This window comes from Sphingomonas sp. LHG3443-2, assembly GCF_049896405.1.
Taxonomy (GTDB): Bacteria; Pseudomonadota; Alphaproteobacteria; order Sphingomonadales; family Sphingomonadaceae; genus Sphingomicrobium.
The window spans coordinates 1,067,518-1,093,792 of the sequence record NZ_JAFCUG010000001.1 but is presented as its reverse complement, the minus strand read 5'-3'; the positions used below and the strand labels follow the sequence as shown (position 1 = coordinate 1,093,792).

Genomic DNA, 26,275 nt, shown 5'->3' with positions numbered 1-26,275 from the left:
TCAATCAGCGGCGGTCAGTTGCCGCTGCCCACCGGCCTTGTAGACCTGACCCCACTTCATCACGAACCCAACGTTCTCGAGCAGCCGGATGTTGGCGAGCGGATCGCCCTCGACCGCGACGATGTCCGCGTCCTTGCCAGCTTCGATGGTGCCCGCGACAGCCGACACCCCGAGCAGGTCGGCGGCGCTGACGGTAGCGGCCTTGATCGCGTCGGCGGGGGCCATGCCGTTCTTCACCATCAGCGCGAACTCCTCGGCATTCTTGCCGTGCGGGCTGACCGCGCTGTCGGTGCCAAACGCGATCTTCACGCCTTCCCGCACCGCGCGGGCGAAGCTCTTTTCGGCGTTGCCGCGGGCGGCGCGAGCCTTCTCGAATTGCGCCGGGGTCAGCGCACCGCGCTCGCCATCGCGATAGGCGGCGGCTGGGGCGAGCAGGGTCGGCACGTAATAAGCGCCGGTCTGCTTGTAGAGGCGGAAGGTCTCGTCGTTGGTGAAGGTGCCGTGCTCGATCGAGTTGACCCCAGCGCGGAGCGCGGCGTTGATCCCATTGGCGCCGTGAGCATGGGCCGCGACCTTGCGATCGAACGAGCGGGCGGTCTCGACGATCGCCTTCATCTCGTCGTCGGCCATTTGCTGGTTGAGCCCGCCCGCGACATTGCTGAGGACGCCGCCGGTGGCCGCGATCTTCACCACGTCGGCCCCGTCGCGAATCTGCTCGCGCGTGGCGCGGCGGCAGTCGTCGGGGCCGTTGCAGACATTGGTCTGATGGTTGTGGCCGATCTCGGCAAGGTCGCGGTTGACTCCGTTGACCGGGTCGCCGTGGCCGCCGGATACCGACACCATGCGCGCCGCCATGATGATGCTCGGGCCGACAAAGGCACCGCTGTTGATCGCGTTCTTGAGCGCACGAATGCCGGGTGGGTCGCCGCCAAGATCGCGCACGGTGGTAAAGCCGGCCGCGAGCGTCTTCTTGGCGTTGGTCAGCGCCGTATAGGCCTCGTCCTCCGTGTTGCGGACGGATTCCTGCAGCCGTGACTGAAGCCGGTCGTCGAGCCCGCCGAGATGGACGTGAGCGTCGATCAGCCCCGGCATCACGGTGCTGGTGCGCAGGTCGATGACCCGTGCGCCAGGCACATCGGCAAAGCCAGTGCGGATCTCGATGATCTTGCGACCCTGGATCAGGATCGACGCATTGCGCTTGGGCGCGCGGCCGGGAACGTCGATCAGGGTGCCGGCGTGTATCACGGTAACGGGCTGAGCGGCGGGCGCTGCCTGCACGATGGCAGCAGCGGCGATGAGCGTGAGCATGATGGTCCCCCTGAAGTATCTGTCCGCAGCTTAGCCCGGTGCTCGCTCCTGCCAATAGCGGAATGCCTCCCGCTGAAGCCGCTCGATCAGGCGGCGCGCTTCGGGTCCGGTCCACTCGCCGGTGAAGCGGTGCTTTTCCCAACTGCCAGTCCACCATCCTTGACCCGGCAATCCGTCGGATTCCCGCACCACGAGAACCGCAAGCTCGGGCTCGCCGTCGGTCTCAGCCGCTTCGTCGATAGCGGACAAGGTCTTGCACAAAGCGCGCATCTTGGGCCGAGTAAAGGCGTGCCCCAGCCGCTCGAGCAGCTCCGAATAAGTGAGCGGATGGCCGGCGGTCGCGGCGATCAGCAGATGCTCGCGGACGGCGGCCGGGTCGGCAATGCTCACGCCGCCGGCTGCACCGCCACGGGGGTCAATTCATAAACCTCGAGCCGGGCGCCGGAGCGCGGAAACGGCAGGGCGAGCCGCCAGCGCATCGGACCGACCCGCTCGACCACACCTGCCATGTCGCGGCTGGCATCCTCGCCATAGGGCTTGTTGCGCTCCTTCTCGCCGAGCGCGATGCTGCCGAGGAAGATCAGGCGGGTCGCGTCATCGTCTTCCCACAGGCGGCCGGCCGGGCGCTCGGTGCCGGTCTGCTTGACGATGGTGAGGAGGTCATTCTCGACCTCGACGTAGCAGAAGAAGGGCTTGAACTTGACCAGCGCCGGCGCGCGGCGGTCGGTCTTGCCAAGGCGGATGAGGCGGCAATTGTAGCTGCCAGGCGTCGGCGCGGGGCGGGCGAGGCCGGCACCGGCTTCCAGCAGACTGCCTTCCTCGCGCAGCGCGGTGGTGGAGCGGGCGGCGCGCACCTCCGCCAGCGCTTCGCTCCACGCCATCGGCAGGCGGCGCAGGCGCTCGGCATCTTCGGTGGTGGCGACGGCGCGCCAGCGATCGGCCTTGGTCTGCGGCGGCGCTACCAAGGGTGCTGGCCCCGCTGCCTGAGGGCGCTCGGCAACGGTGCAGGCCGACAAGGCCAGCAGGGTCGCGATGATCAGTCCGGAGCGAGCGCGTTTCATCCTGTCCTCTAGCTAGCACAGCCCCCCTGCCGGTCCACATGGACAAAGGGGCCAATTGGTTAACAAAGTCTTGCGGCAAGGCCATGTCGGCTCCAAGGCGCGGCGAATGAATGCCCCGCTGCCTCCTCGCGCCCCTGCCCTGTCCCGAACTGGCCTCGGGCTCGGCATCGGCGCCTATACGGCCTGGGGGCTCATGCCGCTCTATTTCAAGCTGCTGCTGGGCGTCCCAGCACTGGCGATCGTGGCGCACCGGATCGTCTGGTCGTTTCTGCTTCTGGGCGGCCTTATCACCCTGACCCGCGCCTGGCCGGCAATCCGGACGGCGCTAGCCGAGCCGCGGACCGTCCGCTTGCTGCTCGCCACCTCGGCACTGATCGGGGTCAACTGGCTCCTCTACGTTTATGCGGTGAACAGCGGGCACATATTGGCGGCGAGCCTTGGCTATTACCTCAATCCGCTCGCCAACATCCTGCTCGGCCGATTCGTGCTCGGCGAGCCGCTGAGCCGGCCGCAGTGGCTGGCAGTCGCCCTTGCCGCCGTCGGAGTGGCGATCCTGGCGGTAGGCGCGCTTTCCCACCTGTGGATCAGCCTGGCGCTGTGCGTCAGCTTTGCGCTCTACGGCCTGCTCCGGAAGGTAGCGACGGTGGAGGCGACAGCCGGGCTGGGAATAGAAACGGCCTTGCTGCTGCCGGTTGCCATCGGGTGGCTCGCCTGGGCAAGCCTCACCACCAGCCAGCCGGTGTGGGGCGAAAATGGCACCGACACCTTCCTGCTCGTGCTGGCCGGCGCAGTGTCCACCGTGCCCCTGCTCCTGTTCACCGCCGCGGCGCGGTTGTTGCCGTATTCGACGCTCGGCATCCTCCAGTTCATCGCTCCGACCCTGCAGTTCCTGGTGGCCGTGTTCCTGTTCGGTGAGCCGTTCACCACGGCCCATGCCGCCGCCTTCGCCTGCATCTGGACGGCGGCGCTGATCTATCTCATGTCGGCGGTGCAGGGCAGCCGCCGGACGAGGGCCGAGCCGCTGCCAGAATAGGAGGCCCGATGAGCAGGGACGCCAAGGTCGACGCCTATCTGGACAAGGTCGCGCCCTTCGCGCGGCCGGTACTGGAGCATGTCCGGGCGCGGGTTCATGCGGTGATGCCGGAGGTGGAGGAAGCCACCAAGTGGGGAGCGCCGGCCTTCCTGCTCGACGGCAAGATCCTGCTGATCATGGCCGCCTTCAAACAGCACCTGGCGCTCAATTTCTGGCGCGGACAGGAGCTTCGGGGCGAGGCGGCGAGCGACGAGGCGATGGGTCAGTTCGGGCGGATCACCTCGCTTGCAGACCTGCCCGCTGATTCCGAACTCGACCGGCTGATTGCGCAGGCGGCCGAGCTGTCGCGCTCCGCCCCGGCGGCGCGGAAGCCCAAGGCAGCGCCCAAGCCCGCGGCCGAACTCCACCCCGAGTTCGTCGCCGCGCTCGACGGCGACCCAGCGGCGAAAGCGCAGTTCGAGGCGTTTCCGCCGGGGTGCCGCCGCGAATATGGCGACTGGATCGCCGAGGCGAAGCGGGACGACACGCGGGCCAAGCGGATCGCGACGACGATGGGCAATCTGCGCGAAGGCAAGAAGCTGCACTGGAAATACGAGGGCTGCTGACCGAAATAAGGGTCATGTTGAACCTCATCTCGCTGCTGATCGGCCTCGTTGCCCTGGTCAGTGCCGCCGTCGCCTTCATTCCGCTGCTCGGCTGAGCCAACTGGTTCATCCTGCCGCTGGCCGTGATCGGCGCAGGGATCGGCGCGATCAGTCCCGGGTCCAAGGCCGGGCGCAACCTTTGCATCTTCGTGATCGTGGTCGGCGCGCTGCGGCTGATGCTTGGCGGCGGGATCCTCTAGCGGGTCTTCACGTAGCGGCCGGGGGCGTCCTCGATCGCTTTGCGCTTGCCCTTGCCGGGCACCCGCGCGCCCTTGGCGTCTACCTTTGTCGGTGCACGCTCGGTCAGCCAGGCGAGCCAATCCGGCCACCAGCTGCCCTTGTGCTCCGTCGCGCCCTCGACGAACTCGTCAAGGTTCTTCGGCTCGCCCTCGTTCAGCCAATACTGATATTTGCCCGCGCTCGGCGGGTTAACCACCCCCGCGATGTGGCCCGAGCCCGCCAGCACGAAGCGCTTCGGTCCCGGCACATGATCCATGATCTTCCACACGCTTTGCGGCGGAGCGATATGATCCTCGCGCCCAGCCTGGATGTAGAGCGGGGTGTGGATCTGGGACAAGTCGATCGGCGTGCCGTCGACAGAAATGCCGCCTTCTTCGACCAGCTTGTTCCCCTTGTAGAGCGTCTCGAGATAATTGCGGTGCCAGCCGGCCGGCAGGTTGGTGACGTCGCCATTCCAGTGGAGGAGGTCGAACGGCGGCGGTTCTTTCCCCAGCAGGTAATTGTTGACGACGTAATTCCAGATGAGGTCGCGGCCGCGCAGCAGGTTGAAGGTCGAGGCCATCACCCGTCCGTCGACGATCCCCGTGTCGGCGGATAGCTGCCCAAGCAGTCCCATCGTCTCGTCGCCGAGGAACAGGCGGAGGTCGCCGGCTTCGGAGAAGTCGACCTGCGCGGTGAAGAAGGTGGCCGAGGCGACCTTGTCCGCTTCGCCCCGTGCCGCCAGCAGGGCCAGCGTCGCGGCGAGGGTGGTGCCGGCGACGCAATAGCCGATGGTGTGGACCGAGGGCACGCCGAGCAAATCGCGCACGGTGTCGATCGCGTCGACCTGCCCACGCAGGACATAGTCGTCGAGCGTCACGTCCTTGATGCTCTCGTCGGCCGACTTCCAGCTGACCATGAACAGCGAAATGCCCTGTTCGACGCACCAGCGGACGAAGCTTTTCTCCGGCGTCAGGTCGAGGATGTAGAAGCGGTTGATCCACGGTGGAAAGATGATCAGCGGGGTTTCGAGCACCTTGTCCGTCGTGGGCGTGTACTGGATCAGCTGGTAGAGCGGCGTTTCGTGGATGACCTTGCCCGGTGTGGTGGCAAGGTTGCGGCCGACCTCGTAAGCGCCCTTCGGAACGTGGCTGAGCTGCCCGCCCTTCATGTCGTCGAGCATGTGGCGAAGGCCGGTGAGCAGGTTCTCGCCCCGGCTCTCCATCGTCGCCTTCAGCACCTGCGGATTGGTCAGCGCGAAGTTGGACGGACTCATCGCGTCGACGAAGCTGCCGGTCAGGAACTTGAGGCGTTTGTGCGCTTCGGCGTCGAGACCTTCGGCCTCGTCGACCGACTTCATCAGCTGATCGGAGATGGCGAGATAAGATTGGCGAATGGTATCGAACACGGGATTGTCGCGCCATTCGGGCGCGGCGAAGCGCTTGTCCTTCTTGTCCGCCGCCGCGCTCATGCCGCCAAGCATCTGGCCCCAGGCCTCAAGCCCCTTGCCCCAGGCCTCGGCGCCCGCCGTCAGCATCGCCATCGGATCGGGTGCGGGCGGCAGCTTCAGGCCGGGCGCGGGCTCACCGGCTTTCCAGCTGTCGGCCCAGCTTTCGAGCAGCATCTGCTGCGCCCGGCCCATGACCAGCGTCCAATGCTGCCAGTCTTCAAGGGTCGGGAAGCCGGAAGCGGCAGTGTCCGATTCGGCAGTCATTGAGCGCTCTCCCCGGTCCGAAGTTCTCGAAGTTCACATAGGAAGCGGGTTGTGGGGCGGCTAAGTTCCCGAAGTTCACATAGGGCGGCAGGTTCGCTGCCGATCCATGTCGGACCCAAGCCGAAGCCGCTGACGGTGCGAGAGATCGTCATGACCTCAGCATGGCATAGCAAGGCCATGTAGGACAGGGACAAGTCCCTCGACTTCGTTCGGGACCAGCGGGCATAGCGGCGAACACCATGACGCCCGATCTTCCCCTTCCCGTCCTGCCGCTGGCGATCCAGGCGATCGACCTGTTCGGGATCGCGGTGTTCGCCGTCTCGGGCGCGCTGCTGGCGGCGGAGCGCAAGCAGACGTTTGTCACCTTTCTGTTCTTTGCCGTGGTGACCGGGGTCGGCGGGGGTACGCTGCGCGACCTGCTGATCGGCGCGCCGGTGTTCTGGGTGCAGGGCAATGGGGTGCTGCTGATCTGCTTTGCGGCGGCGACCCTGGTGTGGCTGGCAAGCCGGCGCTGGTTCGCGGGGTCGGCGCTGTTGTGGTTCGATGCCGCGGGCCTTGGCGCTTATGCGACCTATGGCGCGGCGAAGGCGCTGGTGTTCGGGATCGCGCCGGTGCCGGCCTTCGCAATGGGCGTGCTGACCGCGTGCGCGGGCGGGATCATCCGCGACGTGCTGGCGGGCGAGCCGTCGATCCTGATGCGGCCCGAGCTCTATGTCACCGCCGCGGCGCTATCGTCAGGCCTGCTGGTCGGGATGGCGCTGCTCGGGCTGACCGGCTGGGCAGCGGCGGTGCTGGCCGCGCTGGCAGGGTTCGCCCTTCGCGGCCTGGCCATCGCGCGCGGGTGGAGCCTGCCGGCTTACCAGCGGTGAAATCCTCGCCAGGCCAACGGGATAAGCGGGCTGCAACTCGCCGCCGCCTCCGCTAGGGAGAGGCGAATGGGCATGGCCTTTCCCTCTCCGGCGATCGAGACCGACCTGCCGGTGCGCGCCCGGCGCGGGCTGAAGACGCGGCGGCAGCGGATCGGCGGGCTCCTCGCAGCGCTGGCGCTGGAAGCTTTGGTGGTGCTGGCGCTGCTGACGCTTGGCAGCGAGCGGTTCGCCGAGATGGCCAAGGAAGGCCAGCCGCTCAAGACCTTCGACCTTGCCGCGCCGAGCCCCGAGCCGCTGGTGGAAGCGGTGAAGACGCCCGAGACGAAGAAGGTGGAAACCAAGGCCGAGCCGCAGCCGCGGACGCAGGTTGCGCCGGCCGAGCCAGCACCCGCTGCGCCCTCGCCGCAGCCGCCGACGCCCGCCCCCGCCCAGCGCTCACCGCTGGTGGAATTGTCGCGCGACGAGCTGGCGTCGGCCGACCTCCGCTCGCTGCCCTCCGCGTCCAAGCCTGCGAAGACCTATGGCCCCGCGGCGCCGAGCAGCGCTGCGGATACGCCGCTGGTCGATGGAAGCGGGCCCAATGGCGAGAAGCTGTATGCCGCCGCCTGGCAGCGTGAGCCGACCGACGCGGAGCTGCGCGGTTACCTTTCCACCGCGCAGCCCGGCTGGGGCATGATCGCCTGCCGCACGGTGGCGGGTTTCAAGGTCGACAATTGCGTGGCGGTGAGCGAATCGCCCGGCTCCCAACTGACCCGCGCCATGCTGGCGGCCGCCTGGCAGTTCCGCGTGCGTCCCCCGCGGGTCGGCGGCCGCCTGCAGGTCGGGGAATGGGTGCGCATCCGCTTCGATTATGGCCAGCGGCAGCGGGCAGCCTGGGAGAAGAGTCGGGACTGATCTTGTGTCCGCTCTCGACCCATTGCGGACATTAGCTGCTGGAGCAGTTTTCGGATCGGTTAAACCTGACCCGTAGACGATTAGGTCGCGGCTCCAGTGATTCCCAATCATCAGGATTTGAAAGATGATCAAAGCGGCCGCAGGGCAATCCCACAAGGAGCGTCCTGTTATTCAACCAGCGAAGCGCCGGAACGAAATCGCTGTCGCGTGTCTCGTAAACAAGCCATTGGCGCTGACTTGGCGGTCCTACAAAGACGCGCGTCGTCCAGACCGTTGCACCCCTTCTGACCATTACTTCAGCGACCGCTGACCGATCCGGGGAAACGGCGCGGCGAACTACCTCAGTGACAAATGAGTCGCCGAGGACGCGGACCAGCGGGCCACCCGCAAGCCAGACAAAGCCAATGATGGCTAAGATTGCAACGGCTAGCTTCCAAAGCACCGCCAATGGTCGGGCATAAAAGCGTCTCACAGTCTCACTCATGCCAGCAGCCCGTAGTGCGTTATAGCACCGAGGTAATGAGCAAATCGTGAGCTAACGATGAGGCATGGCGAATGTCCGCTTTCCACCCATAGCAGACACTCGGCCCCGCCACGTTCGCAGGTTGATGCTGCGGGTGCGAACGGGCACAACATCGCCCATGCACACCGACTTCTACCGCATCGAGCGGCTGCCGCCATACGTCTTCGCCGAGGTCAACGGTATGCGTGCGGCGATGCGGGCGGAAGGGCGCGATGTCATCGACCTCGGCATGGGCAATCCCGACAGCCCGCCGCCGCCGCACGTGGTGGCCAAGCTGGCGGAAGTGGCGGCCAAGCCCGATGCGCACGGCTATTCGGCGTCCAAGGGGATCCCGGGCCTCAGGAAAGCGCAAGCGGCATATTATCAGCGGCGGTTCGGGGTGGAGGTCGATCCCGAGAGCGAGGTGATCGTGACCTTGGGCTCCAAGGAGGGGCTCGCCAACCTCGCGCAGGCGATCACTGCGCCGGGCGACGTGATCCTCGCGCCCAACCCTTCCTATCCGATCCACAGCTTCGGCTTCATCATCGCGGGCGCCGCGATCCGCTCGATCCCCGCCGCGCCGGGCGAGGAATTCTTCGAGCGGCTGCGGATGGCGATGCGCTACACAGTACCGCGCCCCAAGGTGCTGGTGATCGGCTATCCGTCGAACCCGACCGCTTATGTCGCCGATGTCGCTTTTTACGAGAAGCTGGTCGCCTTTGCCCGCGAGCATGGGATCTGGATCATCTCGGACCTTGCTTATGCCGAAATCTACTTCGGCGACACGCCGACGCCGTCTATCCTGACAGTCGAGGGCGCCAAGGAGGTGGCGATCGAGTTCACGTCGATGAGCAAGACCTATTCGATGGCCGGGTGGCGGATCGGTTTCGCGGTCGGCAACCGCGACCTGATCGCCGCGCTGACGCGGGTGAAGTCGTATCTCGATTACGGGGCGTTCACGCCGGTTCAGGCGGCGGCGGTGGCGGCGCTGAACGGGCCGCAGGATTGCATCGTGGAGACCCGCGCCCTCTACAAACGGCGGCGCGACGTGCTGGTGGAAAGCTTCGGGCGCGCCGGGTGGGACATTCCGGTGCCGCAGGCGAGCATGTTCGCCTGGGCGCCGATCCCCGAGCAGTTCAGGCACCTCGGCAGCATGGAATTCTCCAAGCGTTTGCTGGCCGAAGCGGGCGTCGCGGTGGCGCCCGGTGTCGGCTTCGGCGAGGAGGGCGAAGGCTTTGTCCGCATCGCACTGGTCGAGAATGAGCAGCGCTTGCGGCAGGCGGCGCGCAGCGTGAAGAAGCTGCTCAAAACCGCTTGAGCGAGCCTTTCGGCCGCTGGGGCGTTGAGGCCTCATGAAGAACAGCATCATCATGCTCGGCAGCGCCGCGCTGCTTGCCGGCTGCGCCACGGGCGGAAGCCGCGGCGGGCCGGCCGTCGATCCCCTGCTGGCACGAGGCGACACGCCTGCCTGGCAATTGACCGCCACCCCGGCGCGGATCGTCTTCGCAGTCGGCGGCGGCGCGCCGCTGGTGGACGAACCCAATCTCACCGGCACCGTGCCCAAGAACGGCCGTTTGCAGGGGCAGCGCATAGTGGTCGAGAGCCGGCTGCAGCCGTGTGTGCTCGCCTCGGGCACCACCACCCAGACGGTGCGGGTGACGGTCGGCGACCGCACGTATGAAGGGTGCGGCGGCGATCAGTCGAAGGGGCTCAGCCTTGGCGCAGGAAGCTGGACCGTGCTGTCGGTCAACGGCCGCCCGACCCCGCTCGACCGGCCGTTCTCCGCCACGTTCGAGCGCGGGCGGCTGAGCATGGTGCTCGGCTGCAACCGGCTGAACGCGCCTTATGCGCTGGCCGGCCGGGTGATGAGCGTCGGCGCAGTCGCCAAGACCCGCATGGCCTGTGCCGACGCGAGCTTCGAGGAAGCGGCCGAGAAAGCGCTCGCCCTGCCCTTCGACGTCGAGACCATCGGCAACGAGCAGTTGGTGTTGCGCAATGCGGTCGGCACGCTGAACCTGGCGCGGCCGCGAAGCTGAGCGGGTTTGACTGGGCACCCGGCTCGCTTCAGGAAGAAGCGATGCCGAAGATGCGCAAGAAGGCGGACTTGCCGACCAAGACCTGCGCCGCATGCGGGCTGCCGTTTGCGTGGCGCAAGAAGTGGGAACGCGATTGGGACCAGGTGAAGTTCTGCTCTGACAGATGCCGCTCGACCGGGGTGTCCAAGGCATGACCTTGCCGATCACTCCTGACAGCGCATCTGCCGTTGCCCACATCATCGGACAGGCGGTGGCGCCGGTGTTCCTGCTGGCGGGCATCGGGGCGTTTCTCAACACGCTGACCGGGCGATTGGCACGGATCGTCGACCGCGGCCGGGCGATCGAGCCGCGCCTCCTGGAAAGCATCGGCGCCGAACATGACCGACTGGTGCGCGAGATCAACACGGTGGACCGGCGGATGCGGCTGATGAGCAGCGCCATCACCTCCACCGTCGCCAGCGCTGTGCTGGTCTGCACGGTGGTCGTGCTGCTGTTCGCCGCCGCGCTGGTCGACCTTCACGCGGGCCAGGCGATCGCCTTGCTGTTCATCGGCGCGATGGTGACGCTCGCGGCCGGCTTTTTCATCTTTCTGATCGAAACCCGCATTGCGGCGCGCGCGATCCGGGTGCGCAAGGCGCTTCTGACCCATGAAGTGGACGAAGCGGCCGGCGACGAATGAACTAGACCGGACGCGGCACGTCGGCGCCGGCGGTCTGCCATTCTTCCAGCCGCCCGCCCCGGGTCAGCCCGGCGTGAAAGGCATGACCTTCGGGATCCAGCACCAGCCAGGCGTCGGGCGCCTTCGCCACCAGCAGATGGCCTTGCCGGGTGAGCGGGCCGGCCGCCATCATCGCGTCGCGGTAAGCCTTGGCCGAGGGGCCGAGCCGGGCGTTCAGGTCGACGCTGATCGGGCTGTCCTCGATGAGGCCGCTTTCGGACGGACGGCGGCCGATCATCCCGTCGAGCGCACTCCAATCGCCCGGCGCTTCCGCCATCTGATTGAGCGCGGGGGTAACGGCATTGTCCGCCAATTTGTCGTTGCTTGAACAGGCGGCGAGGGCAAAGGCGGCGGCGAGCAGGGGTGCGGCGAAGCGGATCATGGCAGGACAACGCGCAGGCGGCACGAAAAGGTCGCCCCGCCCTTTGTTGCCGGACCTCGCTGCCACCGGTAGGGACGGTGCCAAGTGTGAACAGGAGGACTTTCTACCCGTGATCCAGGCATCCAATATTCTCGACCGCGTGCTGGTCCTCGAGATGGTGCGCGTCACCGAAGCCGCCGCCATTGCCGCCTCCAGCCTGATCGGCCGCGGCGATGAAAAGGCGGCGGATGCCGCGGCGGTGGAAGCCATGCGCGCGGCGCTGAACGAGCTGCCGATGGACGGCACCGTCGTCATCGGCGAAGGCGAGCGCGACGAAGCGCCGATGCTGTATATCGGCGAAAAGGTCGGGTCGGAGCAGGGCTCAGGCCCCAAGATCGACATCGCGCTCGATCCCCTGGAAGGCACCACCATCACCGCCAAGGCTGGTCCGAACGCGCTGGCCGTGCTGGCGATCGCGGAAGCTGGGTGCCTGCTGAATGCGCCCGACGTTTATATGGAGAAGCTGGCGATCGGGCCAGGCTATGCGCCGGGCACCGTCAGCCTGGAGCGCTCGGCGACTGAGAACGTGCAGTCGCTCGCCAAGGCCAAGGGCGTCCAGCCGAACGAGATCATCGCCTGCGTGCTCGACCGGCCGCGCCACGCCGCGGTCATCGCCGAGCTGCGCTCGATCGGTTGCGGCATCATGCTGATCCCGGACGGCGACGTGGCGGGTGTGATCGCGACCACCAATCCCGACACCACCGTCGACATCTACATGGGCTCGGGCGGGGCGCCGGAAGGCGTGCTTGCGGCCGCGGCGCTGCGCTGCGTCGGAGGACAGATCGAAGGCAAGCTCCTGTTCCGCAACGACGACGAACGCGGCCGTGCGCGGCGCTGGGGGATCGAGGATCTCGACCGCATCTACCGGCTCGAGGACATGGCCAAGGGCGACTGCATCTTCGCCGCGACCGGGGTCACCGACGGTTCGCTGCTGAAGGGCGTCAAGCGGCGCCGGCAGTGCATCACCACCGAAAGCATCGTCATGCGTGCGTCGAGCGGCACGGTGCGGCGGATCGCCGGCGAACATCGCAAGGCGGGTGCTTGAAGCCGCGCTGACCTGCTGTATCATGCGGGTATGACAGTGGGCGTGATCGAGAGCGGGAACGAGGCGATAGCGGTGGAAACGTCGCCTCCTCCTAGCGAGCTTGCCGCCGTCCAGCGGGTCGAGCGCTCCTACATGCAGGTGATCCGCGTCCGCACGCTGCTTGCCTGGTTGCCGCTCGTGATCGGTGCGGTGGTGCTGGACCGGCTGGTGCTGGCGAAGACTCCCGTCGGCGGGCTGCTGATGGTGCTGGTCCCGCTAGTGGCCATTCTGGCGACCGCGATGGCGCCGCCGCGCATCTGGGCGCGGCTCGGCTATGCCCTCGAGCCGGCGATGCTGCGGGTCGTGCGCGGGTGGATGTTCCATACCGATACCTTGGTGCCGCTGGTACGGGTCCAGCATCTCGACGTCGCGCGCGGACCGCTCGACAAGATGTTCGGCACCGCCACGCTGGCGATCCATACGGCGGGCACGCACAACAGCATCGTCCGCCTGCCCGGCCTGTCGGCGGACCGCGCGGCCGAGCTGGCGGCGGTGATCCGCACCCACATCAGGGCGGACCTCGACTGAGGTGATCGGGCAGGCGCTGACCGCTGATGAGGCACCGGCTGAACGGCTGCACCCCCTTGCCCTGCTGAGCGGGATCGGCCGGGCCATCCGTAACGTGGTCGGCGGGATCGCGGCCGGCGGGTTCCTCGCCGCGCAGGGCCGCCTCGGCATTGCGCTGATGATCTTTGCCGTCATCGCGGTGGTGACGCTTGGCGGGCTGTTCCTCACCTGGCGGCGCTTCTCGTTTCGTGTCGGCAGCGACGCCATCCGCATCGACAGCGGCATCCTCCACCGCAATCAGCGCACTATTCCCTTCGACCGGGTCGCCGACGTGTCGATCGAGCAGGGTCCGGTCCAGCGGGTGTTCGGCATCGCGCGGGTGACGCTGGAAACCGGCGGCTCGGGCGCGGGTAGCGAAGAAGGCGTGCTCGACGGCATTGCCCTCGACCGTGCCGAAGCGCTGCGCGAACATGTCCGAACCATGCGGCTCGGCGTGCACGCGGCCGAGGCACCGGTCGCCGCCGAAGTTACGGCCGAAGCCAAGTCGCCGCCCCTGTTCGCGATGGATCTGCGCCGGGTCCTGACGCTCGGCTTGTTCAACTTCAGCCTGGCGCTGTTCGCGGGCCTGTTCGGTATCAGCCAGACGGTCGGTGATGCGCTCGGCATTGATCCGTTCAAGCGCAAGTTCTGGACCCCGATCTTGGAGGAAAGCGGACTTGGCGACTGGCTGCTGGCCCACCGCATCGGCCTTGCGATCAGCGGGCTTGCGGTGCTGGTGCTGGCGGGCATCGCGACCGGCCTCGTCCGCACCACCTTGCGCGAATTCGGTTTCCGGCTCGACCGCACCGGCAATGGCTTCCGCCGCCGCCGCGGTCTCCTCACCAAGACCGACGTATCCTTGCCGAAGCGGCGGATCCAGGCCGGAATGATTGTCACCGGGCCGATCCGCGACCGGTTCGGCTGGCGCGCCTTCAAGGTGCTGAGCCTGGCCGGCGAAGCCGGCGGCGGCGGCGAGGGTGGCGAAAAGCGCCGCGACGATCACGTGCTCGCCCCGCTGGCAACCGACGCGGAGATCGCGCCCATTGCCTCGACGATCGGACTGGCCATGCCGGACGAGGCCACGCGGTGGCAGCCGGTGTCGCGCGCCTACATTACCAGCTTCCTCGCCGCGCTGGGGCCGATCCTCCTGCTTGCCGCGGTGGTCGGCGCCGCGGTTCCCGCACTCACCAGCGCGGAGCGCGAAGCGATGCTGATCGCGCCGATCCTGACCTCGGTCGGCTTTGTCCTCCTCGGCGCCCTGCGCTGGTTCGAGTGGCGGCACACGGCCTATGCGTTGGAAGCCGGCCGCCTCCTGATCCGCACCGGCTGGTGGAGCCGCCGCACGCTGCTGCTCCCCTTGCGCAACGTGCAAAGCGTGACGCTGAACGAAAGCAGCCTGTCGCGGCGGTTCGGCATCGCCAGCCTTACGGTGGATGTTGCTGGGGGCACATCGGGCGGGCAAATTGTGCCAGCATTACCGCGAGATCGGGCGAGTCTTCTGCGTCTGGAGCTGCTATCAGCGCAGCCATGAACGCGGCGCTTGGGGTCACGCGGTCGCTGTCGGGCCAGGCATGGCGTTGGCGGCGGCCGCAAGGGGAAGAGAAATTGGGCACCGCCCTGCTGGACGAGCTGCTGCTCGGCCGCGGGGTCAGCGCGCACGAGCTCGATCGTTATCGCAATCCGACGCTGCGCGACCTGCTGCCCGATCCAAGCCTGTTCCGCGACATGGACGCAGCGGCCGAGCGGGTCGCCGCGGCCGTGGTGGCGCAGGAGACCATCGCCATCTTCGGCGATTACGACGTCGACGGGGCGACCAGCAGTGCGCTTCTCGTGCTTCTGCTGCGCCAACTGGGCGCCGACGCGCTGGTCCATATTCCCGACCGTCAGGCCGAGGGCTACGGCCCCAACCTCCCCGCGCTGCTGGCCCTGCAAGCGCGCGGCGCAAGCCTGATCGTCACGGTGGATTGCGGCGCGCAGGCGTTCGAGCCGCTTGCAGGGGCGCGCGAAGCGGGCCTCGACGTGGTGGTGGTCGACCATCACCAATGCGCCGCCGCGCTTCCGCTGTGTCATGCGCTGGTCAATCCCAATCGCCTGGACGAGGGCGAGACGGGGATGAGCCATGGTCATGTGGCGGCCGTCGGAATGGCGTTCCTGCTCGGCGTCGCGCTGGTGCGCACGTTGCGCGGCCGCGGCTTTTTTGCGAGCCGGCCCGAGCCGCGGGTGATCGAGCTGCTCGACCTCGTCGCGCTCGGCACCGTCGCCGATGTGGCCAAGCTCCACGGCCTCAATCGCGCCTTCGTGACGCAGGGGCTGAAGGTGATGGCGGCCGGGCGCAACCTCGGGCTTGCCGCACTGGTCGAGGCGGCCCGGCTCAAGGGAGCGCCGAGCTGCCGCGATCTCGGCTTCGCGCTGGGACCGCGGATCAACGCCGGCGGCCGGGTCGGCCGCGCGGACCTTGGCGTGCGGCTGCTCACCAGCACCGATCCCGAGGAAGCGCGAACCATCGCGCAGGAACTGGACCGACTCAACGAAGAGCGACGCGGGATCGAGCAGGGCGTGCTCGACGAAGCCATGATGCAGGCCGCTCAGCGTGAGGGTGATCCGGTTATCACAGTCGCCGCCGACGGCTGGCACCCAGGTGTGATCGGGATCGTTGCCGGGCGCCTCAAGGAACGCTTCGGCAAGCCGAGCTTCGTCATCGCGGTCGGCGAGGATGGCATCGGCAAAGGCTCCGGCCGTTCGATCAGCGGCGTCGATCTTGGCGCAGCCGTGCTGGCGGCGCGCGACGAAGGCCATGCGGTTGGCGGCGGCGGCCATGCGATGGCGGCAGGCGTAACCTTGGCCCCAGGCGGGGTGCCTGCCTTTCGGGATTACCTCAGCGCCCGGCTGGCGAACGATGTCGCCAAGGCCACTGCCAATCGCGCGATGGTGCTCGACACCATGTGCGCGCCGCGCGGGATCGGCGCTGGTTTATGCGATTCGCTCGATCAGGCCGGGCCTTATGGCGTCGGCTGGCCGCAGCCGCGCGTGGCGGCGGGCGAAGCGCGGCTGATGCGGGTCGGGGTGGTCGGCAACGGCCATGTCCGCGGGATCGCCTGCGGGTCGGATGGCGCGAGCTTCAAGTGGATCGCTTTTCGCGCCGCCGAGACCGAGCTCGGCCAGGCCTTGCTGTCGATGCCGGGCGAGCGGAAGCTGTGGCTGGCCGGAACGGTGCATCGCGACAGCTGGAATGGCGGCGATGCGGCCGAACTGCACCTTGAAGACGCCGCACTCGCTTGACCCCTCGGCCGCCTTCACCTAGGGACCGCCTCGCCTCACCGATGGCCCCTTCGTCTAGTGGTTAGGACGCGGCCCTTTCACGGCTGAAACACGGGTTCGAGTCCCGTAGGGGTCACCAGAACCGCCAAAAACGGCGGAGTCGCTCAAAAACTGCCGCTCTCACGTTCGCTTTACCCGTCCTTGAGTACAAAGGATGCGTACAAAGTCAGCAGACGCGTACCTCACATTTATCCCGACAAGCGTACCGGCATCCTGCAGTTCAGGAGGCCATTTCCTCAAGCGCTCAGACCTCTCTGTTGGATCGGTGAGGTCAAGGTCAGCCTTGGCACCCGGGATCCAGCGATCGCTAAGGCTCGATCCGTTGAGCCTGCTGCCGAGTACGAGCGGTGGGCCTTTGAGCACGGATGGTCTGGGGTAGGTCGGTCAATAGTAGGTATTTGGCTTTCCCGCACGGAGCGGGACGAGAGATGGCTAGCGATGGCGGTCGTGCGGCTGACCGCCCTCTTTGCATGCAGCCGCACCAATGACGTCAGTGATGTTTCCGGGCTTTGCAATTGAGCATACACCACTTTGACCGGGTGAAGACGAGCTTGCCCGCACTCGTCTAACGCACCAGCGAGAGCGCCTTTTGTGGCCGCAACGCATCGGTCTTTTGCCCTGGGTGCCCTCAAGTCAGCTGACTTGGATCGTTGATCAGGTGGTTGCCCACAACTCCAGCATCCCACCGACGGGCGTGGGTGCTGTCCGTGTCGGCATTGAAGCTGAAGTCCGTAGGCGCCTAACGCTTATGGTTTTAAAGCGGAATAAGCTTCTATCCTCCTCTACCGAAGTCGAGGTCGCTGAAGCAACTTCCGTCGTGGTGATTAACAACACTGGCAGCACCTCACCGCTACCGACCCCCGTCGCGATAGCCATGAAGCGGTTGCGGTTGGCCAAGGAGGATCTGGCCGCGGTGCTAGACGACCTTCCGCTTCAGAACTCGCTCGCCGAGATCTGCCGCACTCGCCTTCTTCAGGTAGAACGGGGCGGTGGGTAGCTTGCTAGAGCAGTGAAGGGGCCGCAGCCTGCCCGGTTAATCATTGTCGGCTTGCGAAATACGGTTTCTGAAAGCCGACAGGCTGCTTCCCACCAACAATGCACGGGAGCGGTAGGGGGGCGTGGACCGGCTCACCGCTCCGTTCACTAGTGGCGCCTCACTCAGAAGGCGCGACACGAGCCCAGAGGTCGTTTGAAGGCGATGGCGTCGAAGAACGCCGAGGCTTGCACTACCGACCGCGCTTCATCCGGAAGAACCAGGCATAGGTGTTGACGTAAGGTTTGCCGTCCTTCGCCATCCCTCTCGCGTCGAAGTGAATCACCACGCGATCGCCCTCGGGAGTGATGCTCTTCACAGACGCTCTGATGCCGAGGCTGAGCCGTGTGTTAAACGGACGAATGACGTCGCGGAGAAAGTCCTCCTTGGTCGCGTAGGTCTTTGACGCGACCGAATTGCCCTCGATCGTCCAGCTGGCTTCGTCGGTCAGCAGTTCGAACGGATTGCCGGCACCGGCACTCCAGGCATCGAACTTGGCTGCCACAGCTGCCTTGTTCCGACTGGCGGTCCGGGCCTCTGGCGGCGAGGTGATTGCAAGGAAGGCCAAGCCTGCTCCGGCGATGCCAGAAGCGGCACGGGCAAGTGACAACGACGCAAGACAGGTGCGATTGTTCATGGAACTCTCTCCAGCGATTATGTGGACGGCGGCTTGAGCTCTGCCGCCCGATGGGGAGGGGGTGGGGTCAGATCTCGGCTTGCCAAGTGGGTCCGTGACGAGAAGCCCGGCAGGAAGATTGTTTTCACCTCATCGATGGGCGGGCTGCGCCATGTCGTACGGGTCTGTGAGGTCGAGCTTCTCGGCGCGGAGGGCGTTCATCCAGACGCTGGATGCCGACATCCTCTGGAACAATGCCGGCTATGGCGAGAGCGGGCCTGTCAGCGAGATCGCAACCGAGATCGTGGAACGAGAGCTGCCCGATCCGCCATATCGCCGAGTGATGCTGAAGGACTTCGACGCCTTACCGGCATCTGTCCGCCATCTGCACAAACCACTTCGCGACGCTGCTGCCAACGGTGGGGCCGTGGTGACCGGCGCTTCGTCGTTTGCTGGACGCCTAATTGCGGCTGATGCGCTTTCCGCCGCCGGGACAGCACCCTCTTCACGTAAGCTTTTGCGAGCGCGAGGGCGTTGAGCGCTGGTCTCGGGACTTCGGCGGTTACCGCTTCAGCAGCGAACTTCGCGAGCGGAGCGGAATGCTCGAAGAGCGGTTTGGGCCCTTGCGCTTCCACTTCGACCTTCCGCTGGAAGCGAACGGCCTGCGGATGAGCATGCAAGGCTGGTCGGCCTTCGGCATCCCTCTACCGCTCCGTCTCGCTCCCCGCTCGGAGGCAAGGGTGTGGGACAAGGACGGCGTCTTCCACTTTGACGTGCCGATCGCCCTGCCCCTTGTTGGCACTATCGTTCACTACCGTGGCTGGCTCAAAGGCTCCTGATCTTCATGGATGGCAAGGGTGAGTGAAGCCGTCCCGGCTAGACTACGTCTGCTATTCACCTGCCGCGCCAAGGCAGCCCTGATCTACAAGCAAGCAGGCAATTTGCGCACAGCGCAGATCCTGCTTGGCCATACCAAGATCGAGACCACGGTCCGATACCTTGGCGTCGAAGTAGAAGATACTCTCGCACTGGCCGAAGCCACTGAGATTTGAACAGGTTGGTGGGCTGATTCGCCAACCCACCATCACCTCGCTCCAGACGCCTGCCTTTTGTCGATCAACGACGGTCCACTTCTGGCGACTAGAGAATTGTTCCGGACATCGGAACCGGTCCGCCTAATGACACCCCTGTCGATGGGGGCGCACTTACTCTCGAGAAGGCATTGGCTCGCGGCGAGCTATGTCGAAGCGGTCGCCTTCAGCGAGGACGTGGACGGTCATGTTGTGCATGGAGAGGGTGACGTCCGACCTTGCTTCGGTGAGGTTGGAGTAGGTCACCCGCGAGCCATCGACGATATAGACGGCCCCGGATCCCAGCACCGCCAACGAGCCGTCTTCGACGATTGCTGCCGTGTTCTCGTCCACACCGATGCCGAGCACGCGAGGGTTGTGAGCCACGGCCCCGATCAGCCGTCCGAACCGTCCCCGCTCCGCGAAATGCTGGTCGATGATCACGTCCCGGATGAGGCCAAGGCCGGGGGCCATGTGAAGGTCGCCGATGCGATGCGATTCCTGGCTGGTGCCCTTGACCAGCATCGTCTCGCTCATGACCGACGCACCGGCCGACGTTCCGGCGATCACCCCGCCTCGTTCGTAGAGGCGGCGGACCTTGTCCTCGATTGCGCTGTCGCCGATCTGGCTCGTGATGCGCAGCTGGTCGCCGCCGGAAAAGAAGACACCTGCGGCATCGTCGAGGACCCGGAGCTTGTCATGGTCGCCCGCCTCTCCGCGATCCTCTACATAGAGTTCCACAAGTTCGCCGACGTCGAGGTCGCGGAACGCCTTCTGATATTCCTCGAAATAGCCTTCGGGGTGGTGGCTTGCCACCGTAGCGAGCACCAGCTTTCCGCCGCCAACCCGGGACGCCACCTCTTTCAGAATGGCCCGCTCGGACGAGGGCTCGCGCTCTTCATGCCCGCCGATGATGATCAGCGTTCCGTTGCGGTTATCGCTCATGGGGCGGTCGAATCCTCTGACTTGGCAAGCCACACGCCGGGCTCGTTCATGCGTTCGTGGACGTAGGCGACGGCGAAGTGCTGGCTGTTGTGCGACCAGCCGACACGGCCGTCGCGTGTAATCGCGATCGCTCCGCCATCGGCGTCGTCGCCTCCCACTTCCGGCAACTCGGACAGCGCGCTCGTGATGGCCTCTTGCGGCTTTTCGCCCACCTCCAAGCGGTTCATGATCTTGGACGCAAGAACAACGCGAGCGATGGTCTCTCCATCGCCGGAAAGTGCAACGCCTCCGATCCGATCGTCAGCATAAAGGCCGCAGCCAGGCTGCGGGCTATCACCGATCCGGCCGACGCGGCTGCCGGTCAACCCGCCCGTCGACGTGCCGGCGGCGACATGTCCTGCGCGATCGAGCGCCACTGCCCCGACGGTGTCATGCTCCTGCTGCGCGGGTGCGGCGTCCGACCTCAGCTCGCCTTCGTCGATAAGCTCCAACTGCTGCTCGCGCGCGAAGATAAAGGCACCCTCGCCGGCCAGCAGTATCTCTTTCTCCGGCAGCAAGCGCCGCGCGACGCTGATCGGGTGCCGGACGCCGCGGATCACCGTCACGGCGCCGACACTGCGGTCGCGACCGTCCATCAACCCGGCGCACATCTCGATCCCGCCGGCGGCGTTCAGGGCCGACCCAATCCCGGCATTGAACACCGGCAGGGACTCAAGTACCCTGATCGCACATTCGACAGCGTCCACTGCCGAGCCCCCATCGGTGAGAACTCTCCGGCCCGCTTCTGCGGCTTGGCGCACGCCATCGCGGTTGGCCTGCTCGTCGCCACGCTCGATCTCCTTCGCGCCGCCGTGCACGATCAGCGCCCACTTGGGCTCCTTGTCAGCCATTCTCACTCCGCTGCGATGACCTGGCCGTGGCGGTTGCTCGCCGACTGCACCCGTTGGAATTTATTGACCTGTTTCCAGCAGCCGAAGATGTCGCTGGGGGTGATGACCACCAGTTCGCCCGGCGCCGCGAGGGTCATGGCCACGGCTGTGGCCTCCTCTTCCCCCGGTACGAGATGGATTAGTTTCTCCGGAGCGCCAGCTTCCCGCGCACCCTTCTGCAACAATCGCAGCACCTCGCCGCGCGGACGCCCCCTTGTCGCGGGATCCTCCCGGAAGACGATCTCGTCGAAGATCTGTCCGCAGATCCGCCCGACTTCGGTGATGTCCTCGTCACGGCGGTCGCCGGGCATCGCGACCGCGCAGATTGCCCGCTTGTAGCGGTGGCGAAGGCCGGTCACGACTTCGCCCAACGCCCGCAGCCCGGCGGGGTTGTGCGCATAGTCGACAATCACCCGGAAGCCGTGCGCGTCATGGACGTTGAGGCGGCCCGGGTTCTGCTCGAAGCTCGACTGGAACATGGACAGGGCCGAGCGGATCGTGAGCAGCGGCACGCCGTGGGCCACCGCCATGGCCACGCACGCCAGCGCGTTGGCGATGTTGAAGGTCGCCATGCCGTGCAGCGTTGCTGGGATCGCTCCCGCCTTCATGACGATCTCGCGGCGTCCGTGCTGGTGCAGGACGATGGTCCCCCCTTCCGGTCCGGGCTCCCGCACGACGGCCATGCCGCCCTCGTCGACATGGCGCCGTACGACCGGAGGCATGTCGTCGCCCCCGTGCAGCGAGAACCAGGCAATCGTGCCACCGGCCCTGCGCTGCATACCGACGCAATGCGGATCATCGGCGTTGAGGATCGAGGTGCCGCCAGGCCGCACTGTCTCGACGATCAGCGACTTGACCCAGGCAAGGTCTTCAATGGTCTCGATGCCTTTGAGGCCGAGGTGATCCTCGGCAACGTTGAGCACGGCCCCAACGTCCGCACGATGATAGCCAAGACCTTCGCGGAGAATACCGCCGCGCGCCGTTTCCAGCACAGCGACATCGACGGTCGGATCGCGCAGCACCATTCGTGCGCTGCGCGGGCCCGTGGCATCACCCTGCATGATCATCACATCGTCGATGTAGACGCCCGTGGTCGATGTCAGTCCGATCGAGCAGCCCGTGAATCGCAGAACGTGCTTGAGCATCCGCGCGGTTGTCGACTTGCCGTTGGTGCCCGTGATCGAGAAGATCGGGATCCGGGCCGAACTGCCCTGCGGGTAGAGCATCTCCAGCACGGGACGGGCCACGTCACGCGGCGGCCCTTCGGACGGCTCAAGGTGCATTCGGAAGCCGGGCGCCGCGTTCACCTCGATCACGCCGCCGCCGGTCTCCCGAACCGACTTGCTGATGTCTGGGCAGACGAAGTCGATCCCGGCGATGTCCAAGCCGACGATCAGCGCGGCACGGCGGGCAATCTCGGCATTGTCGAAGTGGATTTCGTTGGTACGGTCTACCGCAGTGCCACCCGTCGACAGATTGGCGGTGGCGCGAAGCATGACAACACTCCCCGGCGCCGGGACGCTGTCGATCGTCAGGCCGGACCGGCCGAGATAGTCCACCACATGCGCATCGACCTTGATCCGGGTCATGACCTTTTCATGGCCAGCGCCGCGGCGAGGGTCGCGGTTCACTTCTTCGATCAGCTCGGCGATGGTGTGCACGCCATCGCCGATGACGTGAGCCGGCACGCGCTCCGCAACCGCAACGAGCTTGCCGTCCACCACCAGGATGCGGTGGTCTCGGCCGGGAAAGAACTGCTCCAGCACGACCCGCCGGCCATGCTCCCGCGCAAGGTCGAAGCCGAAGCGGAGCTGGTCCTCGTCCATGATCCCGGTGGTGATGCCCCGGCCATGATTGCCGTCGAGCGGCTTGGTGACGAGTGGGAAGCCGAGACGCCGTGCTTCGCGCAAGGCATCCTCGACATCGCTGACGAGGACGCCGCGAGGGACCGGCACGCCGGCTTCGTCGAGCAGGCGTTTGGTCAGATGCTTGTGGCTCGCGATATCCGCGCCGATGAGGCCCGTCTGACCGGTGACGCTGGCACGAAGCCGCTTCTGGTGCCGTCCATGCCCAAGCTGCACCAGGCTTGCCTCGTCTAGCCGCATGACCGGAATGCCGCGCCGCCTCGCCTCGTCAACCAGCGACTGGGTGGTCGGGCCAAAGGCGCAGCGCGCTGCGGCTCGGCGGATGTCCTCGAGGCGCCGGGCGAGGTCGAACTCGCCATCGGCCGGAGCGATGCGGTCGAGGCGCCCGATGCCTGCAAGCTCAGGCGGAAGCAGCGAGTTCACCAACTCCAGCGCCGTTCGCCCGGCAAGCAGCCCTGCCTCCTCGTAAGCATAAGCGAACATCAGGTTGTAGACGCCCGGCTTGCCTTTCACCGACCGCGTCTTGCCGCGCGTCACGCGCGGGCCCGCCATGGATTGCAGTTCCAGTGCCACATGCTCAGCCACATGACCAAGCCACGTCCCGGCGCGCAGGCGTTCAAGGAACCCGCCTCGCCGCTTCAAGCTGCAGCCGTGCCGCTCAAGTCCGGGCAGCAACGCGATCAGCCGATCGACGAAATCGGGGATGCGGTTCGAAGGCCATTCTTCCAACCGGCCAAGATCCAGCATGATCCGGATCATGGGTGTCAGGCTGTAATAATGCGGTCCGCGGTAAACGCCCTTTTCAAGCACTTCGGCTTGCCTCGTCACCAGCCGAGCCGGGCCTTCATCCGAGGCATCGAAGAATGCGGAGGTTTGGTGCGCGGTCACTTGGCGTTGCCTCAATCGATGTGCTGCGCGAGCAGCGACTGGAGCGCAGGGCTTTGCTCGATGAAGTCGCGCAAGGCCTGATCGAGCGGTCGGAGCAGCAAGCCTTTGTGGCTACTGAGGCTGGTGTCGGTTCTGCCGGAACCATTGCTGACACGGATCTGCTTGCCGGACAGCCGCGCCCGATCGGCGACATCCTGCGCAAGGTCGTACCAGCTCACCGCTCCTTGGTTGGTGAGGTGCCACACACCCGTTTCGCGATCGAGCAGCAGGTCCAGCGTCGCGTGGACGAGATCAGGGACGTAGGTCGGCGAGACGATGTTGTCCTGGCTCGCGACCACCTCCCTGCCCTGCTTCAGATCGCGAACGGCAGTGTAGAGGAAGTTGAACTTGTCCCACGGGCCGAAAAAGGCGCTGGTGCGGATAACGAGTGCCTCGGGTAGCACGGCCAGCACGCGTTGCTCGCATTCCAGCTTGCTGAGACCGTAAGTGCATCGCGGTGCCGGCGCGTCGCCTTCCGTGTAGGAACGGCCAAGCGAGCCGTCGAACACGAGGTCGGACGAGAAGGTCACCAGAGGGACGCCCGCCGAGCGGCACGCGCTCGCCAAACGCTCAGGCCCAAGCGCATTGGCGGCGTGGCATTCTTCCGCTCTCTCCGCGGCCTCCCACGTGCGCACAAAGCCGGCCGCATTGATCACGGCCCACGGACGATGATGTTTGATCGCCGTACGGATGGAAGCGTCGTCGACGATGTCCAGTTCGTCGCGACTCGTCACCACATGCGGAAGACCGCGATGCGAGCAGATTCGGTGAAAGGCTTGGCCCAGGGTTCCTGTGGCCCCCGTAATCAGGATCGGACGCGCGGACCTCGCTGCGGACGGTGAAAGCGTGTGGAAGTTCGGCCTCATGTAGTGCCGCCCTGGCCGCTTCCACCAGCCAGGCACCTTCAGGACGGGATGATCCAGCCTTCGGCCTGCCGCCAGATCGGCCGCAGCCCGGGCCAACATCGTGGGACGGGGTTTGCTTCCGCGCGTGTCGTAGGCACCGACGTCGTAGCTACCGTTGCGCTCGGTCAAGAGCGAACGCCAGTCCACCGCGCCGAACACCGACCACAAGGTGACGGCGCGGATGTCGGCGCCCCGTCCGCGAACAGTGGTGGCCGCCGTCCAGACGTCCTGCAGCCAGCGGACCTGCTCTTCACGGGTGCAGCCGTGATGCACTTCGGTAACGGCCATCGGGAGCCGATACCGGTCCCAAACCTCCTGCAAACGCTTCTCCGGCCCGACCTCGCGGCGCAACCGGTGGACCCGGATTGCCTCGAGATCGACATAGGTCTGCGCACCGTTCGAGCCTGCTTCGACATGGGGATAGCGCTCGATCCGGTGATCCAGATAGCGCTCGCTGGTCAAGTAATGATTGACCCCGATGATGTCGGGCTTGCCCCGGCCCGTTGCGAGACCGTCAAGAAGTTCCTGCGGGACGTGAGGCTGCACGCGATCATGAAGTTCGTGACCCGGGCGCAGGCGTCCACACAGAAGATCGAGACTGAGCCAGCGGCGAACATTCTCATACTCCACCTGGGCTGCAAGCTCCGGCGTGCCGAACGCCCTGCCGATATCTTCGGTGACAAGCAGCTGGGCGGCTGGATTGACCTCCCGAATGGCCGCCATCGCTTCCAGGGTCCCGACGCACTGGTTGGCAAGCGCGCGGTACATCTGCCCTTCGTCGCGAAGATGCGGGAACCAGTGACCGTAGAGGCAGGAAAAGCGCGCTGTCGTCAGTGGCTCGTTGACCGGGGTCCACATGTCGATCCACGGGTACCGCCGTGCGACGCGGCCCGCATAGTCACGGAGCTTCTCGGGAAACCGATCGTCCAGGAGCTGCGTATAGCGAGGGCCCGATCCGTGATGGACAAGCCCGCCGATCACCCTGATCCCGAGCTCGCGTAGCCTGGCGAGGCGCTCATCGTGCCAGCTGAAGTCCAGCTCGTGCGGGCTTTCCGGAGCGATGGTCTCCCACAGGATGGGATAGCGCACCGTGGTAACGCCAAGCTCTGCCAGTGCGTCAAGATCGCCAAGGCGGGTGCGATGTCCAGTTTCGCGCACCTGGTCGCGATACTCGTCGCCAACCCGGACAACAGTGCATTCGGTACCGCCCCACAGCTCGAGCGGCTGCTGGTCGGGGCCGATCATGAATCCTTCCTCCCCGACCTTGGGTCATGCGAAGCGCTGCTTGAGCTCGCCCGCTCCCGATAAGCCGCCGCAAGCGCGCGGTGCGCATGCCGGGCTTCGTCGCAGTCAGCCTGTTCCGCTGCCACCAGCCCCTGAAGCTCACGGTCTAGGAAGTAGTGCAGGTCCGCGCCATCGGTCGCGATGTAGTTCGAAGAATGTCGAATGACCTCCCGGTCCCGGAAGATCAGGAACTGTGCAGTTTCGCCCATCTAAGTCGCACCACGGGTAGCAGTTGAATACCCGCTTGACGCCCACCGCTTCTCGTCAGTTCCTGCTGCATGACTTTTGTTATAACGATTCCCTCTTCGCCAGATTTTCCGCTAACTTACTTTAA

At 66.1% G+C, this 26,275-nt stretch carries 26 protein-coding genes and 1 tRNA gene; 17 read left to right on the top strand and 10 right to left on the bottom strand.

Annotated elements, in window-relative coordinates; all coding sequences use genetic code 11:
- The 3 genes from ACP69Z_RS05425 to ACP69Z_RS05415 are packed head-to-tail and all read right to left on the bottom strand — an operon-like array spanning nt 1 to nt 2,369.
- A complete protein-coding gene (locus tag ACP69Z_RS05425; protein ID WP_426266511.1) occupies nt 1–1,308 on the bottom strand; it encodes an amidohydrolase family protein in 1,308 nt (435 codons plus the stop codon).
- Between the two features lie 30 nt (nt 1,309–1,338).
- A complete protein-coding gene (locus ACP69Z_RS05420; RefSeq protein ID WP_426266510.1) occupies nt 1,339–1,698 on the bottom strand; it encodes a ribose-phosphate pyrophosphokinase in 360 nt (119 codons plus the stop codon).
- Nucleotides 1,695–2,369, bottom strand: coding sequence for a DUF4893 domain-containing protein (locus tag ACP69Z_RS05415; RefSeq protein WP_426266509.1), 675 nt, complete (start codon nt 2,367–2,369; stop codon nt 1,695–1,697). Before ACP69Z_RS05415 ends, ACP69Z_RS05420 begins: the two co-directional genes overlap by 4 nt.
- A gap of 106 nt (nt 2,370–2,475) precedes the next feature.
- Here ACP69Z_RS05415 and rarD point away from each other — a divergent pair, with 106 nt between their 5' ends.
- Both rarD and ACP69Z_RS05405 read left to right on the top strand, forming a co-directional pair.
- Nucleotides 2,476–3,402 (top strand): EamA family transporter RarD, encoded by a 927-nt coding sequence (gene rarD / locus ACP69Z_RS05410; RefSeq protein WP_426266508.1) that lies wholly within the window; start codon nt 2,476–2,478, stop codon nt 3,400–3,402.
- A gap of 8 nt (nt 3,403–3,410) precedes the next feature.
- Nucleotides 3,411–4,007 carry a YdeI/OmpD-associated family protein gene (locus ACP69Z_RS05405; RefSeq protein ID WP_426266507.1) on the top strand — a complete coding sequence of 199 codons (597 nt, stop codon included), beginning with the start codon at nt 3,411–3,413 and terminating at the stop codon, nt 4,005–4,007.
- A 235-nt stretch (nt 4,008–4,242) separates the two neighbouring features.
- On the opposite strand, the gene ACP69Z_RS05400 is transcribed toward ACP69Z_RS05405, so the two are convergent.
- Nucleotides 4,243–5,979: a PHA/PHB synthase family protein gene (locus tag ACP69Z_RS05400; protein ID WP_426266506.1), complete on the bottom strand. Its 1,737-nt coding sequence runs from the start codon at nt 5,977–5,979 to the stop codon at nt 4,243–4,245.
- A gap of 239 nt (nt 5,980–6,218) precedes the next feature.
- Between ACP69Z_RS05400 and ACP69Z_RS05395 the strand changes: the two genes are divergently transcribed.
- From ACP69Z_RS05395 to ACP69Z_RS05370, 6 genes are all read left to right on the top strand, one after another.
- The gene (locus ACP69Z_RS05395) at nt 6,219–6,848 is read left to right on the top strand and encodes a trimeric intracellular cation channel family protein (protein ID WP_426266505.1); all 630 of its coding nucleotides are present in this window, start codon (nt 6,219–6,221) and stop codon (nt 6,846–6,848) included.
- Between the two features lie 72 nt (nt 6,849–6,920).
- Entirely contained in the window at nt 6,921–7,742 is an 822-nt protein-coding gene (locus tag ACP69Z_RS05390) for a hypothetical protein (RefSeq protein ID WP_426266504.1), read from the top strand.
- A 641-nt stretch (nt 7,743–8,383) separates the two neighbouring features.
- Nucleotides 8,384–9,562, top strand: a complete 1,179-nt coding sequence (locus ACP69Z_RS05385) for an LL-diaminopimelate aminotransferase (protein WP_426266503.1) — start codon at nt 8,384–8,386, stop codon at nt 9,560–9,562.
- 34 nt (nt 9,563–9,596) lie between these two features.
- Nucleotides 9,597–10,280: an META domain-containing protein gene (locus ACP69Z_RS05380; protein WP_426266502.1), complete on the top strand. Its 684-nt coding sequence runs from the start codon at nt 9,597–9,599 to the stop codon at nt 10,278–10,280.
- A gap of 41 nt (nt 10,281–10,321) precedes the next feature.
- Entirely contained in the window at nt 10,322–10,474 is a 153-nt protein-coding gene (locus ACP69Z_RS05375; RefSeq protein WP_426266501.1) for a DUF2256 domain-containing protein, read from the top strand.
- A complete protein-coding gene (locus tag ACP69Z_RS05370) occupies nt 10,471–10,959 on the top strand; it encodes a DUF2721 domain-containing protein (protein ID WP_426266500.1) in 489 nt (162 codons plus the stop codon). Before ACP69Z_RS05375 ends, ACP69Z_RS05370 begins: the two co-directional genes overlap by 4 nt.
- A 1-nt stretch (nt 10,960) precedes the next feature.
- Here the strand turns inward: ACP69Z_RS05370 and ACP69Z_RS05365 are convergent, their stop codons facing one another.
- Complete coding sequence (locus ACP69Z_RS05365) at nt 10,961–11,380, bottom strand: hypothetical protein (RefSeq protein WP_426266499.1); 420 nt, start codon at nt 11,378–11,380, stop codon at nt 10,961–10,963.
- Nucleotides 11,381–11,489: 109 nt separating this feature from the next.
- On the opposite strand from ACP69Z_RS05365, the gene glpX reads away from it, so the two are divergent.
- From glpX to ACP69Z_RS05335, 6 genes are all read left to right on the top strand, one after another.
- Complete coding sequence (gene glpX, locus ACP69Z_RS05360; protein WP_426266498.1) at nt 11,490–12,464, top strand: class II fructose-bisphosphatase; 975 nt, start codon at nt 11,490–11,492, stop codon at nt 12,462–12,464.
- A gap of 30 nt (nt 12,465–12,494) precedes the next feature.
- Nucleotides 12,495–13,031, top strand: a complete 537-nt coding sequence (locus ACP69Z_RS05355) for a PH domain-containing protein (RefSeq protein ID WP_426266497.1) — start codon at nt 12,495–12,497, stop codon at nt 13,029–13,031.
- Between the two features lies 1 nt (nt 13,032).
- Entirely contained in the window at nt 13,033–14,580 is a 1,548-nt protein-coding gene (locus ACP69Z_RS05350) for a PH domain-containing protein (protein WP_426266496.1), read from the top strand.
- Nucleotides 14,577–16,328 (top strand): single-stranded-DNA-specific exonuclease RecJ, encoded by a 1,752-nt coding sequence (gene recJ, locus ACP69Z_RS05345; protein ID WP_426266495.1) that lies wholly within the window; start codon nt 14,577–14,579, stop codon nt 16,326–16,328. Before ACP69Z_RS05350 ends, recJ begins: the two co-directional genes overlap by 4 nt.
- Nucleotides 16,329–16,371: 43 nt before the next feature.
- Nucleotides 16,372–16,446: transfer RNA gene (locus tag ACP69Z_RS05340), tRNA-Glu, on the top strand.
- Nucleotides 16,447–16,508: 62 nt separating this feature from the next.
- The gene (locus ACP69Z_RS05335; protein WP_426266494.1) at nt 16,509–16,886 is read left to right on the top strand and encodes a DUF6538 domain-containing protein; all 378 of its coding nucleotides are present in this window, start codon (nt 16,509–16,511) and stop codon (nt 16,884–16,886) included.
- A 707-nt stretch (nt 16,887–17,593) separates the two neighbouring features.
- Here ACP69Z_RS05335 and ACP69Z_RS05330 read toward each other — a convergent pair.
- Nucleotides 17,594–18,037, bottom strand: coding sequence for a nuclear transport factor 2 family protein (locus tag ACP69Z_RS05330; protein WP_426266493.1), 444 nt, complete (start codon nt 18,035–18,037; stop codon nt 17,594–17,596).
- Between the two features lie 151 nt (nt 18,038–18,188).
- Here ACP69Z_RS05330 and ACP69Z_RS05325 point away from each other — a divergent pair, with 151 nt between their 5' ends.
- The 3 genes from ACP69Z_RS05325 to ACP69Z_RS05315 are packed head-to-tail and all read left to right on the top strand — an operon-like array spanning nt 18,189 to nt 19,068.
- Nucleotides 18,189–18,554 carry a hypothetical protein gene (locus ACP69Z_RS05325; protein WP_426268115.1) on the top strand — a complete coding sequence of 122 codons (366 nt, stop codon included), beginning with the start codon at nt 18,189–18,191 and terminating at the stop codon, nt 18,552–18,554.
- Entirely contained in the window at nt 18,490–18,855 is a 366-nt protein-coding gene (locus ACP69Z_RS05320) for a DUF4166 domain-containing protein (protein ID WP_426266492.1), read from the top strand. Before ACP69Z_RS05325 ends, ACP69Z_RS05320 begins: the two co-directional genes overlap by 65 nt.
- 18 nt (nt 18,856–18,873) lie before the next feature.
- A complete protein-coding gene (locus ACP69Z_RS05315) occupies nt 18,874–19,068 on the top strand; it encodes a hypothetical protein (RefSeq protein ID WP_426268114.1) in 195 nt (64 codons plus the stop codon).
- A gap of 153 nt (nt 19,069–19,221) precedes the next feature.
- On the opposite strand, the gene ACP69Z_RS05310 is transcribed toward ACP69Z_RS05315, so the two are convergent.
- From ACP69Z_RS05310 to ACP69Z_RS05295, 4 genes are read right to left on the bottom strand one after another with little or no spacing between them, the layout of a single operon-like run.
- Nucleotides 19,222–20,031: a cyanophycinase gene (locus ACP69Z_RS05310; protein ID WP_426266491.1), complete on the bottom strand. Its 810-nt coding sequence runs from the start codon at nt 20,029–20,031 to the stop codon at nt 19,222–19,224.
- Entirely contained in the window at nt 20,028–20,921 is an 894-nt protein-coding gene (locus ACP69Z_RS05305) for an isoaspartyl peptidase/L-asparaginase family protein (protein ID WP_426266490.1), read from the bottom strand. Before ACP69Z_RS05305 ends, ACP69Z_RS05310 begins: the two co-directional genes overlap by 4 nt.
- A 2-nt stretch (nt 20,922–20,923) precedes the next feature.
- Nucleotides 20,924–23,713, bottom strand: coding sequence for a cyanophycin synthetase (cphA, locus tag ACP69Z_RS05300; RefSeq protein WP_426266489.1), 2,790 nt, complete (start codon nt 23,711–23,713; stop codon nt 20,924–20,926).
- A gap of 11 nt (nt 23,714–23,724) precedes the next feature.
- Nucleotides 23,725–25,902, bottom strand: coding sequence for a family 1 glycosylhydrolase (locus ACP69Z_RS05295; RefSeq protein ID WP_426266488.1), 2,178 nt, complete (start codon nt 25,900–25,902; stop codon nt 23,725–23,727).
- Nucleotides 25,903–26,275 lie beyond the last annotated feature (373 nt).